Below are 13,885 nucleotides of genomic sequence, written 5' to 3' on the forward strand. Positions count from 1 at the left end.
GCATGTTCCAACAAGCATTGCGCATGACCCTGCGCGACTGGCGTACCGGTGAATTACGCTTCCTCCTGATCGCCCTGGTCGTGGCGGTGGCGGCCTTGTCGTCGGTCGGTTTCTTCGTGGATCGGATGCGCGCCGGCATGACGCGTGATGCGCACCAGTTGCTGGGCGCCGATCTATTGATCGCGGCCGACCAGCCGCTGCCGCCGACCTGGTTGCAACAGGCCGCCCAGGCGGGGTTGCTGCAGGCCCAGACCCAGGTCTTCCCCAGCATGGCTCAGGCCGGCGAAGGCGATGCGGCGCGTTCGGTACTGGCGTCCATCAAGGCGGTCACAGCCGGCTATCCGCTGCGCGGCCAGCTCACGCTGCGCGCCGACGATGGCCGCGACCGGCCCGCCCAGGGTATCCCGCAGCCGGGTACGGTATGGGTCGATCCGCAGATCCTGTCGCAACTGGATGTGAAGGTGGGAGATACCCTCAAGCTGGGTGACCTGCCGGTCAAGATCGCTGCCCTGATCTCGGTCGAGCCCGATCGCGGCAGCGCCTTCGTCAACTTCGCCCCGCGCGTGATGCTGGGCGAGGCCGACCTGGCCGCCACGCACCTGGTTCAGGTGGGTTCGCGCGTGACCTATCGGCTGCTCATCGCCGGCCCCGCCGAGGCGGTGCAGCGCTACCAGCAACAGATCGAACGCCAGATTGAGGCCGAGCAACTGCGCGGCGTGCGCCTGGAGTCGCTGGAAAACGGCCGCCCGGAAATGCGCGCCACGCTGGATCGCGCCGAACAATTCCTGTCGCTGGTGGGCCTGTTGTCGGCCATGCTGGCCGCGCTGGCGGTGGCCATGGCGGCCCGTCGCTTCATGCTGCGCCACCTGGATGCCTGCGCCATGCTGCGCTGTTTCGGTCTGACGCAAGCCCAGGTGACTGTGCTCTATCTGACCGAATTCATCCTCATCGGGACGGTCGCCAGCGTGATCGGGATGCTGCTCGGTTTTGCCGCCCACTTCGCGCTGCTGCAATGGCTGGGCGGTTTCATGCCAACCGCCTTGCCGCCACCGGGCTGGGCGCCGGCGTTGCAGGGCGTGGCTACCGGCTTGCTGCTGCTGGTCGGCTTTGCCTTGCCGCCCATCCTGCAATTGCGCAACGTGCCGCATAACCGTGTGATCCGGCGCGACCAGGGGGCACCGCAGGCGCTGACCGTGGCCAGCTATCTGCTGGGCACGCTGGTGTTCTCGGGCTTGCTGCTGTGGCAGGCCGGTGATCTCAAGCTGGGCTTGTTGACCATCGCCGGCTTCCTCGGCGGCTTCGGTCTGTTCGCGCTGCTGGCCTGGCTGTGCCTGCGTGCGCTGCGCGCCTTGCGCGGCCTGGTGGATCGCCAGAGCTGGCGTTTCGCCATCGACGGCCTGCAACGCCGGCCGGCGGCCGCCGTGATGCAGGTGGTGGCGCTCGGCCTGGGCTTGATGGCCTTGCTGCTGCTGACCGTGATCCGCGGCGACCTGGTCGGCGCCTGGCGCCAGGCCACGCCGGCCGATGCGCCCAATCGCTTCATCATCAATATCCAGCCCGACCAGCGCCAGGCGGTGCAGCAGGCACTGCGCCAGGGCGAGGTGCAGGATGTGGCGCTGTACCCGATGATCCGGGGCCGGCTGGTGCAGATCAATGGCCGCGCCATCACGGCCGCCGATTACCAGGAAGACCGCGCCAAGCGCCTGGTGGACCGTGAATTCAATCTCTCGACCATGCCCGACATCCCGCCCGGCAATGGCATCGTGGCGGGTCGCTGGTACGACGACAGCAAGCCGGAAGCCTCGGTGGAACGGGGGCTGGCCCAGACCCTGGGCATCAAGCTGGGCGATCGCCTGCAATTCGACATCGCCGGGCAACTGGTCGAGGCGCCCGTGACCAGCCTGCGCAAGCTGGAGTGGGGTTCGCTACGGGTCAATTTCTTCGTGATCCTGAACCCGACCCTGATGCGCGATACGCCGCAAAGCTGGATCACGGCGGTGCATCTGACTCCCGCCCAGGAAGCGCTGGGCAATACCCTCACGCGTGACTTCCCCAATCTGACCGTGGTGGACATAGGAAGTGTACTGAGACAGATTCAGGAAGTGGTCGGTCAAGTGATTGCTGCTGTCGAGTTCCTGTTCCTGTTCACTTTGTGTTCAGGTGTACTGGTACTGTACGCTGCACTGGCAGGGTCGCAGGATGAACGTGTGCGCGAGGCGGGCCTGTTGCGCGCCCTCGGGGCGACCCGCCAGGAGCTGTCCTCCGCCCAGCGCATCGAGGTGTTGCTGGTGGGTTCGCTGGCCGGCCTGCTGGCGGCCAGCGGGGCGGCGGCCATCGGCTGGGCGCTGGCGCATTACGTGTTCAATTTCGACTGGAGTTTCAGCCCGCTGGTGTGGGTGGCCGGCATGGGACTGGGCGCGGCTTGTTCGGCGCTGGGTGGCTGGGCCGGACTGCGCCATGTGCTGCGGCGTCCGCCCTTGCAGACCTTGCGCGAAGCCTGATCCGAAGCAGATCAAGAAAGCCGGCAAGGGTAGCCGGACTGCGCCGACGCGGCAGTCTGGCTGCGGTATCATGGCGGTCTTATGCAAATCGAAGACCCCAACCAACCGACCACGTTCGAACTCATCGGCGGCGCTGAGAAGCTGCGCGAGATGGTCGATCGTTTCTACGACCTGATGGATCTGGAGCCGGAATTTGCCGGCATCCGCGCACTGCACCCGCCCTCGCTGGAGGCTTCGCGGGAAAAGACCTATATGTTCCTCTCCGGCTGGACCGGCGGGCCCAGCCTGTACATGGAAAAATTCGGTCATCCGCGCCTGCGCGCGCGCCATCTGCCTTTCCCCATCGGCATCTCCGAGCGCGACCAGTGGTTGCGCTGCATGACCTGGGCCATGCAAGACGTGGGCTTGCCTGAGGACTTGATGAAACGCCTGCTGGCGGCGCTCTATCAGACCGCCGACTGGATGCGCAACAAGCCGGAGTAAGGGCCAGCGATGACGAGTTTCGAAATGATCCTGGCCGGCCTGATCGTGGTCGGCCTCGTATTGCAACTGCTGATCCTGCTGCGCTCGGGCCAGCGCCATGACGCTGGTGGCGAGATGGAAGAAGCGCTGCTGCAGCTCAAGCAGGAATTGCAGCGCCACCAGCAGGACACCGGCGAGCGCATCGAGCGCGAGTTGCGCAGCCAGGTGCAGATCAGTGCCCAGGGTACGCGCCAGGAACTGGGTGCCAACTTCGCCCAGTTGCAGCAGACCCTGGCCACGCAGATGTCCAGCGTGGCTACCTTGCAGAACAAGCAGATCGACGGCTTTGCCCAGCAACTGGTCAAGTTGAACGAGACCAATGCCCAGCAACTGGACCACATGCGCCAGTCCATCACGCTGCAAGCCCAGGTCAATCGCGAAGAGCAGGCGGTCTCGCTCAAGCGCTTCGGCGATACACTCAACCAGCAACTCTCGGCCCTGACCGAATCCAATGCCCAGCGCATGGCCGAAGTGCGCGCCACGCTGGAAGCCAAGATCAAGGACCTGCAGAACGACAATGCGCAAAAGCTGGAAGAAATGCGCAAGACCGTCGATGAAAAACTGCACGCCACCTTGGAACAGCGCCTGGGCGAATCCTTCAAGCTGGTGTCGGATCGTCTCGACAAGGTGCACCAGGGCCTGGGCGAGATGCAGCAACTGGCCACCGGCGTGGGTGACTTGAAGCGCGTGCTGACCAACGTCAAAACGCGCGGCACCTGGGGTGAAGTCCAACTGGAAATCCTGCTGGAACAGATGCTCACGCCCGACCAGTACGCCAAGAACGTCGAGACCGTGCCCGCCAGTGGCGAGCGCGTGGAATTCGCCATCCGCCTGCCGGGGGCCAAGGAGGATGGCGGCCAGGTGTGGATGCCGATCGATGCCAAATTCCCCAAGGAACAGTACGAGCGCTTGGTCGATGCGGCCGAGCGCGCCGATGCCGAGGGCGTGGCCACGGCGGGGCGCGAGCTGGAACGCGCCGTGCGCGGCGAGGCCAAAACGATTGCCGAGAAATACCTGTCGCCCCCGCTGACGACCGATTTCGCCATCCTGTTCCTGCCCACCGAAGGCCTGTATGCCGAGGTGATGCGCCGGCCGGGTTTGTCTGACGAGCTGCAGCGCACCCACCGGGTCACCATTGCCGGGCCGTCCACCTTGTCGGCGCTGCTCAACAGCTTGCAGATGGGGTTCCGCACGCTGGCGCTGGAAAAGCGCTCCTCAGAGGTCTGGCAAGTGCTGGGCGCGGTCAAGACCGAGTTCGGCAAGTTCGGCGAAGTGCTGGCTTCGACCAAGAGCGCGCTGGAGCGGGTGGCCAAGAACATCGACCAGGCCGAGACCCGCACCCGCCAGATGACCCGCAAGCTCAAGGCGGTGGAGGCGCTGCCAGTGGAGAATGCGCAGAAGCTGCTGGGCACGGGTGAGCTGGATCTGGGGGAGGATGCCGAGGGCGTTTGAAACCTGATGCCAGGCAATGCAAAAGGGACGGCGTGCCGTCCCTTTTTTCATGGGTGATGGCATGAGATCAGAGTTCAGAGCTCAGACCTCTGCCCTCATACCTCATACCTCAGACTTCAGACCAGTCCATCGAACAGCACCACCGCCACCTCTTCACCCGCAGCCACGTCGCCGCGTTCGTGTTCCAGTTCGATGATGCAATTGGCATCCGACATCGAGCGCAGGATGCCCGAGCCTTGCATCCCGGTCAGGCGTACTTGCCATGTGCCATGGTCATCGGGCGCCAGGATGCCGCGCTGGTATTCGGTACGACCGGCTTTCTTGCGGATCGCGGTCGCGGTCTTGGCGCGCAGGCGCGGCAGCGGCTTGGGTTCGGCGCCGGCCAGGCGCAGCAGGGCGTCGCGCACGAAGAAGGAAAAGCTCACCGTCACCGCCACCGGATTGCCGGGCAGGCCGAACAGGTAAGCCGCGCGCCCGCGTGACTGGATGCGGCCAAAGGCCAGCGGGCGGCCGGGGCGCATGGCGATTTTCCAGAACGTCATCTCGCCCAGGCTGGCCATGATCTGCTTGGTGTAGTCGGCCTCGCCCACCGAGACGCCACCGGAAGTGATGACCGCATCGGCCTCTTCGCAGGCATTGCGAAAGGCCGCTTCCAGCGCCGCCGGGTCGTCCGGCACCACGCCCATGTCCAGCACGTCGCAGCCCAGGCGGGTCAACATGCCGTGCAGGGTATAGCGGTTGGAGTCATAGACGCAGCCCGGTTCCAGCGGCTCGCCCACCGAACGCAATTCGTCACCGGTAGAGAAGAAGGCCACCCGCAGGCGGCGCTGCACCGGCACTTCGGCAATGCCCAGCGAAGCCAGCAAACCGATGTCGGAGGGGCGCAGCACCCGTCCGCGCGGCAGCGCCACGCTGCCCAGCGCCAGGTCTTCGCCACGCAGGCGGCGGTTGTCGCCGGGGCGCACGCGGCCAGCGGGCAGGGTCACGGCCTGGGCATCGGCATCGGTCGTCAGTTCCTGCGGGATCACCGTGTCACAGCCTGTCGGCATGGGGGCGCCGGTCATGATGCGCACGCACTGGCCGGGCCCGACCGTGCCGCTGAAGCGCTCGCCGGCATGGACCGCGCCGATGATCTGCAGGCGCACCTGCTGTCCCGCGGCCACCTCTGCGCCGCGCAGGGCGTAGCCATCCATGGCCGAGTTGTCGTGTGCCGGCACGTCGATGCGCGAGATGATGTCTTGCGCTAGCACCCGCGAGAGGGCGCTGCGGATGGCCAGTTTTTCGACGGTGTCGATGGGCGTGATGAATTCCTGGATCACGGCTTGCGCGCTGGCCACGGTCATGGCGTGGGGATCGTAGCCGCTGATGCAACTGACGATGTCGTGCAGGCTGGCGGTGAGGGGCGTGGCAGGTGTCTTGGTCTGGGTCATTGTTCTTCTTCGAGCCGTTGCAGTTCGGGCCCGGTGTTGATGTTGCTGAAGGCGCGCGCGTCGGGGAACTCGACTTCCACGCAAGCCAGCGTGGCAAACCAGCGTTCCATCTTGCGCTCACCAGCGGCCAGGAAGGCGTCCAGCGAGCTGCGGGTGGCGCTGCGCAGCAGGGAGCATACAGGATGACGCTGGCGTCGCTGGCCATCGTCAGTGACTGCGATGGCCGCTTCGGCGCCGGCTGCGGCCATGGCCTCGGCCAGGTGCGCCACCAGGTCGAAGGGGATCAGCGGTGAGTCGCACGGGGCGCTGGCCAATAGCGGCGTGGTGCAATGGGCCAAGCCGCATTGCAGGCCGGCCAGCGGGCCGGGGTAATCGCTTTGCAGATCATGCCAGACCGGGTAGCCGAAGCGCGCGTATTGCAACTGCGAGCGGTTGGCGTTGATGGCCAGGGTACCGACCTGCGGCGCCAGCCGTTCCAGGACGTGTTGCACCAGTGGCTTGCCGTGCAGCAGTTGCAAGCCCTTGTCCACGCCGCCCATGCGCGTGCCGCGACCACCGGCCAGCACCAGGCCGGTGATGTGGCTGGCAGTCAAGAGGGTAGGGGAATCCATGGTGCAGAGGGGCAGGGCAGCAGCGGGCTAGCCGCCGATATAGGACATCTCGACCTTGCGCGCCGGCGTGGCCTGCATGGCGCTGCGCAGTTCGGAATAGCGGTCGCCACGCTGACCCCACAGGGCCGCGATGGCGCCGGCGATCTCGGCATCGCTGCCGCCGTTGCGCACGATGCTGCGCAGATCATGCCCTTGGCTGGCGAACAGGCAGGTATAGACCTTGCCCTCGGTGGACAGGCGCGCACGCGAGCAATCCTGGCAGAAGGCCTGGGTCACGCTGGAGATGACGCCGATCTCGCCGCTGCCATCGACATAGCGCCAGCGTTCGGCGGTTTCGCCGGTGTAGTTGGGGTCCAGCGCCTGCAAGGGCAGCTCGGCTGAAATGCGGCGCACCACCTCGCGCGAGGGCAGCACTTCATCCATGCGCCAGCCGTTGGAGGAACCCACGTCCATGTATTCGATGAAGCGCAGGATGGTCGGCGTTCCCTTGAAGTAGCGCGCCATGGGCAGGATCTGATCGTCGTTGACGCCTTTCTTGACCACCATGTTGATCTTGATCGGCCCCAGCCCGGCCGCATGGGCGGCCTCGATACCTTCCAGCACGCGCGCCACCGGGAAATCGACGTCATTCATGCGGCGAAAACTGGCGTCGTCCAGCGAATCCAGCGACACCGTCACGCGTTGCAGGCCGGCGTCCTTGAGCGCCTGGGCCTTTTGCTTCAACAGGGTGCCGTTGGTGGTCAGGGTCAGGTCGATGGCTTGGCCGTCGGGCGTGCGCAGGGCAGCCAGCAGGGCGATCAGGGTTTCGATGTTCTTGCGCAGCAGCGGCTCGCCACCGGTCAGGCGAATCTTGCGCACGCCATGGGCCACGAACTGCGCGGCCACGCGGGCCAGTTCTTCAAAGCTCAGCAGGTCAGAATGCGGCAGGAACTGGTATTGCTTGTCGAAGACATCCTTGGGCATACAGTAGACGCAGCGGAAATTGCAGCGGTCGGTGACCGAGATGCGCAGGTCATGCAGGGGACGCCCCAGGCTGTCACTCAGCCAGCCGCTGGGCTGCACCGCCAGTGGCGTCACGGTGCCTGCCTTGCTGGCGAAGGGCGCGGGCCGGGCAGCGACGATGGGGATGACGCGTTTGTTCATACGAGCTGGGGGAGTCACAGGTAGCTAACGATAGCACGGGAGGCGCACGGGGGTAGATGCACGATCATTCATATATGCCCGGTTTACGGCTGAGCCGGGCGGCCCGTGCCGCCACTGGCGCGGCCCTGGCGCCATCTGGTCAGCGCGGCAGTGGCCGGTGAGGGTGACTGTATCGTTGCCGCTGCCCCCCAACTGTCACCAAATAGGGTGTCTATTGCCGATGACAAGGGGTAAATGCCACCTTGCTGCAGCCAAGCAGACATGAGAAAGGGAGCCGAAGCTCCCTTTCTACCTTTCGCATGGTCGATCTGCAGTCGGTGGGTCATGGCTGACCCACCCTGCCGGCATCAACGGCGGGTTTCCACCTGCACCAGCGGCTCGCTCGACTGCGGCGGCAGCGGCTTGCGCTCGCGCGGAACACGCGGTGCCGGCACGATGGCCGCAGCCGCTTCCTGGGCGGCGCGTAGCTTGACCGGGTCAGTGGTGGCCAAGGTCAGGCCGGCGTGCGACAGCATCTGCTGCAGCGAGTCCCACTGGGCGCCGTTGCCGGCAGCAGCAGGTGGTGTAGCTGCGGCAGGTGCGGCAGGTGCAGCAACTACCGGAGCCGGAGCTTCGGCGGCCACAGCCGGGCTGGCTTCGACGGCATCCAGCAGGCTGATCTGCTGCGGTACCACCGGGGCCGGTGCGGCGACCACTTCGACCGGGGCTTCGGAGGCCGCCGGAGCGGCCACCGCTGCCTGCACCGGTTCGAAGGCCGGCGTCGGGGCGAAGCTGGCGTCGATGGACGGTGCTGGCGGTTCGATGGCTTGCTGGTGCGAGAACACGGCTTCGGTCGCTTCGGCTGCGGCAGCAGCGACGGCTTCCACCGAATTGACGCCGCTTTCGACCTGGGCGGCGGCTTCGGCCTGAACGTTCACCGGGGCGGCCGGGGTCGGCTCCTGGCTTGGCTGGGGCACCGGGGAGGCCGAGAACGAGGCCTGGGCCACGGCTGCCTGGGCCACTTCGACCGGCGCTGCCGGGGTGGCAGTGATGACGGTTTCCGCCGCGGCACTGGCCACGACCACGGATTGCGGCGTTTCGCCAGCTTCTGCCTGGTCATTGGCTTCGGCGGCATCACCTTCGGCGTTTTCGATCAGGTTGCCGTTTTCGTCACGTTCGCGACGATGACGGTTGCGACCGCCACGACGACGACGACGACGCGGCTCGCTGCCGCCTTCGGCAGTTTCCACGCCTTCGACGCCTTCAGCGCCTTCGACCTGTGCGGCGTCGACCTGGGCTGCCTGCTCATCATTGGTCAGCGCCACGGCCACGCCTGCGGTAGCGGCGCCGGCTGCCAGTGCGACTTCCAGCGGCAGACCTTCCTCGGTCTTGGCTGGATTGCGTTCGCCACGCGGGGCGCGCGGTTCACGCGGTTCACGTGGTGTACGCGGTTCACGGCCTTCGCGCACTTCACGACCCTCGCGGGCTTCACGCGGTTCGCGTGGCTCGCGGGGTTCACGCGTTTCATTGCGACGGGCTTCCTTCGGTTCCTGGCCTTCCCGTGCCTCGCGCGGTTCGCGGCCTTCCTTGGGTTCGCGCGGACCACGCGGCGGGCGGGCCTGCTTGGCCTCGGCGGCTTCGCCGGTCTTCAGTTCGACGGCGGCCGGGCCGCGGGCGGCGCGTTGCTCGCCGTTGCGCTCACCACGCTCGCCACGTTCGGCGCGCTCACCACGTTCAGTGCGCTCACCACGGTTGCGGTTGCGGCCATTGCGCTCGCCACCACGGCCACCACGTTCGCCTTCGCGCTTGGCAGGGGCCTTGGCTTCGACGGCTGCCGGGGCTTCTACCGGCGCTACCGGCTTCTTGCGGAAGAAGGCGAAGATCTTGCCCAAGAGACCAGATTCCGGTGCCAGGGTCGGCGGCGGCACGGCGGCGGCCACCGGTTCCGGGGCTTTGCGTTCGACGATGGGGGCCGGCTGGTCGGGGGTGATGCCCTTGACGACGGCTTCCTGGCGCGGACGCACTTCTTCCTTCTGGCGCTGGCTGTAGCCGATGTCGGTATCGGCTTGCTCGGCCATGGTGTAGCTGGCTTGGGCGTCGTCTAAGCGCGGATCGTCGTGCTTGATCCGTTCCATCTTGTAGTGCGGGGTTTCCAGGTGCTTGTTGGGGATCATGATGACGGTGACGCGATGACGCGTCTCGATCTTCAGGATTTCGCCACGCTTCTCGTTCAACAGGAAGGCGGCGACGTCCACCGGCGCCTGCACGTGGATGGCGGCCGAATTTTCCTTCATCGCCTCTTCCTGGATGATGCGCAGCACCTGCAGGGCGGAGGATTCGGTATCGCGGATGTGGCCGGTGCCGTTGCAGCGCGGGCAGGTCACGTGGCTGCCTTCGGACAGCGACGGGCGCAGGCGCTGGCGCGACAGTTCCATCAGGCCAAAGCGGGAGATCTTGCCCATCTGAACGCGGGCGCGGTCGTGGTGCAGGGCGTCCTTGAGACGGCCTTCCACTTCGCGCTGGTTCTTGGAATTCTCCATGTCGATGAAGTCGATCACGATCAGGCCGCCCAGGTCGCGCAGGCGCAACTGGCGGGCCACTTCATCAGCCGCTTCGAGGTTGGTGTTGAAGGCGGTGGTCTCGATATCGCTGCCACGGGTGGCGCGCGCCGAGTTCACGTCCACCGACACCAGTGCTTCGGTGTGGTCGATGACGATGGCGCCGCCCGAAGGCAGCGGAACGGTACGCGAGTAGGCGGTCTCGATCTGGTGTTCGATCTGGAAGCGCGAGAACAGCGGCACGTCGTCGCGGTAGCGCTTGACGCGGTGGACCATGTCCGGCATCACGTGGGCCATGAACTGCTGGGCCTGGTCGTGGATGTCGTCGGTGTCGATGAGGATTTCGCCGATGTCGGGCTGGAAGTAGTCGCGGATGGCGCGGATGACCAGCGAGGACTCCTGGTAGATCAGGAAGGCGCCCGAGCCGGACTGGCCGGCGCCTTCGATGGCGCGCCAGAGTTGCATCAGGTAGTTCAAGTCCCACTGCAGTTCATCGACGTTGCGGCCGATGCCGGCGGTGCGGGCGATGACGGACATGCCATTGGGCAGGTCCAGCTTGTCCATGGTTTCGCGCAGTTCCTGGCGGTCTTCGCCTTCGACACGACGCGACACGCCGCCACCGCGCGGGTTGTTGGGCATGAGCACCAGGTAGCGGCCGGCCAGGGAGATGAACGAGGTCAGGGCAGCGCCCTTGTTGCCGCGTTCTTCCTTCTCGACCTGGACGATGATTTCCTGACCTTCGCGCAGCGCTTCCTTGATGCTGGCGTTACGGACGTCGATGCCTTCCTTGAAATAGCTGCGGGCCACTTCCTTGAAGGGCAGGAAGCCGTGGCGCTCCTCGCCGTAGTTGACGAAGCAGGCTTCCAACGAGGGCTCGATGCGGGTGATGACGCCCTTGTAGATGTTGGACTTGCGCTGCTCGCGTCCGGTGGTTTCGATGTCGATGTCGATCAGTTTCTGACCGTCAACGATCGCTACGCGCAGTTCTTCCTGCTGCGTGGCGTTGAACAACATACGTTTCATGGTTTCACTCCGGGATCCGAAGATCCTTCAAATGGCCCGTCCGTATGTGGTAGCGGGCCAAAAGTACAGGGGATGTACGCGAGAACGAAGTGATTGGGGAGGGAATTGCCTTGATTGTGTGATTGCGCCTTAGCGGGCGCTCCAGCACAAGGGGGCGCGGATGCGGCAGACGGGAAAGCCGGGCAGCACCGTATCCGCGCCGCGCGCTCCGCCATAGGCGGTCGCGCAGGCAACTGCGGACGGTAAGCTGGTCTGTGGAGCCAAACGTAACATGGTGGGTTGGCGACGGCGATCGGGTTCAACTGCATCAACCGGCAAGCTTCGCGGTGCTTCGGCCAGGACTGCGGCAGGGCCCGGGCAATGCGCTGCAAGAGGGGCGGGCGGATGAGCCTGCGCCGGTTGCGCTGCATGATGCTGCTGTTGCCGGGGGCTGTGCGCTGCGGACCTGAACCGGAACACCGGATGCGAGTCTTGCCAGACTTTTATCCTGATGATCCAAACAATTCTGTTCCACTTCCAGGCGCGCTGTCCGATTGCAACTGCGGTGCAAACTGGACTCGCGCAGGGAAGGTGCGTACTCGTTTCGAGGCCTTTACGTGGACCAGGCAAGCGGCATGATCGGCTGTATTGTCAACCGTTGCAGCGCTTTTATTGCGTCTGCGATGCCGCGCGTCGTGGTTTTCGGGGCCCCCTTCGTCTATTTTGCAAATGAGCGAGGCTGACGAAGTCTCCTCTTGTGTAGAATGTTCCTTTTTTATTCTACTGACGCCGTTTTTTGATCGGCGTCAATCGATTATATATTCAAAATGAAGGACTTAGCGAGATTTTCTAGGGGGGCTTCTGAAAGCGCCGCAGCTGCGCCCGCCTCCCGGAACGCAACAGCCTCGCACAACCTTCCCCAGGTGCAGTTGCTGACCATTTCCGACGAAGAGGCGGGACAGCGGATTGACAATTTCCTGCTGCGGGTCTGCAAGGGCGTTCCCAAGAGCCATATCTACCGTGTCCTGCGCTCGGGCGAGGTGCGCGTCAACAAGGGCCGCATCGACCAGACCTATCGCCTGGTCGAAGGCGATGTGGTGCGCGTGCCGCCAATACGAGTTGCAGAGAAGCAAGAGCAGGTGGTGCCCGGTGCCGAATTCCGCATCCTGCTGGAAGATAGTCACCTTCTGGTCATCGACAAGCCGGCCGGCGTGGCCGTGCACGGTGGCTCGGGCGTGAGCTATGGGGTGATCGAACAATTGCGCGCCGCGCGGCCCCAGGCCAAGTTCCTGGAACTGGTGCACCGGCTGGACCGTGATACCTCAGGCGTGCTCTTGATCGCCAAGAAGCGCTCGGCCTTGACCAACCTGCACGACCAGATGCGCGAGGGCAGCACCGACAAGCGCTATTTCACGCTGGTGCAGGGGGACTGGAAGAACGCCCGCCAGCATGTGAAGTTGCCGCTCTTCAAGTACAGCACGCCCGATGGCGAGCGCCGCGTGCGGGTGCAGGCCGATGGTCAGCCCTCGCACACGATCTTTTCGCTGTTGCGCCGCTTCGGTGAATTTGCCCTGCTGGAAGCTGAACTGAAGACCGGTCGCACCCATCAGATCCGGGTACACCTGTCTTCCAGCGGTTTTCCCATCGTCGGCGACGACAAGTACGGCGACTTCACCCTCAACAAGGCCTTGCAGAAAGCCGATGGCAGCCGCATCGCCTTCAAGCGCATGTTCCTGCACGCCTGGCGCATCAGCTTCCGCCACCCGGAAAGCGGCGAAACAGTGACCTTGAAGGCCGGCCTGCCCGAGGAATGCGCGCGCTTTCTGCGCAGCCTGGAAGGTGGCGCCGAGGGCGATCTGCTGCCGCACAACATGCTGGCCGGAACCGAAGAGTGAAGGGATGCACGCAGTGGGCCGGGATGTGATACTTTCTGCCCGGCATTAACACAATCGCATGTCCATCTGCCAATTGCCCATCGGGCAAGCAGTGTGGACATGCCAGCGGAAAGAGTTCGATACATGGCAAGAAAGCAATTCGACCTGATCGTCTTCGACTGGGACGGCACCCTGATGGACAGCACCTCCACCATCGTGCGCTGCATCCAGGCGGCGGCGCGCGACCTGGGCCTGCCCATTCCCGACAAGAGTGCGGCCTCCTACGTGATCGGCCTGGGCTTGCTGGATGCCATGCAAGCTGCCATCCCGGATGTCGATCCGAAGTACTATCCGCGCATCGTGGAACGTTATCGCCATCACTACCTGGGCCAGGACAAGGATCTGACACTGTTCGAGGGCGTGCCCGAGATGCTGGCCGACCTGTCGCAGCAGGGCTATTTCCTGGCGGTGGCCACCGGCAAGAGCCGGGTAGGGCTGAACCGGGCCATGAATACCACTGGCCTGCTGTCCAAGTTCGATGCCACCCGCTGCGCCGATGAAACCTTTTCCAAACCGCATCCGGCCATGTTGCAGGAACTGACCCGTGAACTGGGCCAGGACATGCACCGCACCCTGATGATCGGCGATACCACCCACGACCTGCAGATGGCCATCAATGCCGGCGCCAAGGGGGTGGCAGTGGAGTTCGGTGCGCATCCGCAGCAGCAGTTGCAGACTTTGTCGCCACTTTATTCAGCTCGCTCGATCCGCGAGCTGCATCAATGGCTCAATGAGCACGCCTGAGGTGGCCCG

General features: G+C 64.9%; 9 protein-coding genes. 5 read left to right on the forward strand and 4 right to left on the reverse strand.

The window, feature by feature from the left end:
• Positions 1 to 2: 2 nt before the first annotated feature.
• The 3 genes from RC54_RS09185 to RC54_RS09195 all read left to right on the forward strand — a co-directional run bounded on the left by RC54_RS09185 (position 3) and on the right by RC54_RS09195 (position 4,475).
• Positions 3 to 2,501 carry an ABC transporter permease gene (locus tag RC54_RS09185; RefSeq protein WP_061788761.1) on the forward strand — a complete coding sequence of 833 codons (2,499 nt, stop codon included), beginning with the start codon at positions 3 to 5 and terminating at the stop codon, positions 2,499 to 2,501.
• A gap of 81 nt (positions 2,502 to 2,582) precedes the next feature.
• On the forward strand, positions 2,583 to 2,984 hold the full coding sequence (locus RC54_RS09190) for a group II truncated hemoglobin (RefSeq protein WP_044528317.1): 402 nt from the start codon (positions 2,583 to 2,585) through the stop codon (positions 2,982 to 2,984).
• A gap of 9 nt (positions 2,985 to 2,993) precedes the next feature.
• Complete coding sequence (locus tag RC54_RS09195; protein ID WP_174526053.1) at positions 2,994 to 4,475, forward strand: DNA recombination protein RmuC; 1,482 nt, start codon at positions 2,994 to 2,996, stop codon at positions 4,473 to 4,475.
• A gap of 116 nt (positions 4,476 to 4,591) precedes the next feature.
• Here RC54_RS09195 and moeA read toward each other — a convergent pair whose 3' ends face one another.
• The 4 genes from moeA to RC54_RS09215 form a co-directional block, all read right to left on the reverse strand.
• A complete protein-coding gene (gene moeA, locus RC54_RS09200; RefSeq protein WP_058895103.1) occupies positions 4,592 to 5,905 on the reverse strand; it encodes a molybdopterin molybdotransferase MoeA in 1,314 nt (437 codons plus the stop codon).
• Positions 5,902 to 6,516 (reverse strand): molybdenum cofactor guanylyltransferase MobA, encoded by a 615-nt coding sequence (mobA, locus tag RC54_RS09205; RefSeq protein WP_058895104.1) that lies wholly within the window; start codon positions 6,514 to 6,516, stop codon positions 5,902 to 5,904. Before mobA ends, moeA begins: the two co-directional genes overlap by 4 nt.
• Before the next feature lie 27 nt (positions 6,517 to 6,543).
• Positions 6,544 to 7,659 carry a GTP 3',8-cyclase MoaA gene (gene moaA, locus RC54_RS09210; RefSeq protein ID WP_061788762.1) on the reverse strand — a complete coding sequence of 372 codons (1,116 nt, stop codon included), beginning with the start codon at positions 7,657 to 7,659 and terminating at the stop codon, positions 6,544 to 6,546.
• A gap of 347 nt (positions 7,660 to 8,006) precedes the next feature.
• On the reverse strand, positions 8,007 to 11,219 hold the full coding sequence (locus tag RC54_RS09215) for an Rne/Rng family ribonuclease (protein WP_061788763.1): 3,213 nt from the start codon (positions 11,217 to 11,219) through the stop codon (positions 8,007 to 8,009).
• A gap of 806 nt (positions 11,220 to 12,025) precedes the next feature.
• Here RC54_RS09215 and RC54_RS09220 point away from each other — a divergent pair.
• Together RC54_RS09220 and RC54_RS09225 are read left to right on the forward strand one after the other, a co-directional pair.
• Positions 12,026 to 13,093: an RluA family pseudouridine synthase gene (locus tag RC54_RS09220; protein WP_061788764.1), complete on the forward strand. Its 1,068-nt coding sequence runs from the start codon at positions 12,026 to 12,028 to the stop codon at positions 13,091 to 13,093.
• A 123-nt stretch (positions 13,094 to 13,216) separates the two neighbouring features.
• Positions 13,217 to 13,876, forward strand: coding sequence for an HAD-IIIA family hydrolase (locus tag RC54_RS09225; protein WP_061788765.1), 660 nt, complete (start codon positions 13,217 to 13,219; stop codon positions 13,874 to 13,876).
• The last annotated feature ends 9 nt before the right edge of the window (positions 13,877 to 13,885 follow it).

The sequence above is a fragment of the Herbaspirillum rubrisubalbicans genome, from assembly GCF_003719195.1.
Taxonomy (GTDB): domain Bacteria; phylum Pseudomonadota; class Gammaproteobacteria; order Burkholderiales; family Burkholderiaceae_D; genus Herbaspirillum; species Herbaspirillum rubrisubalbicans.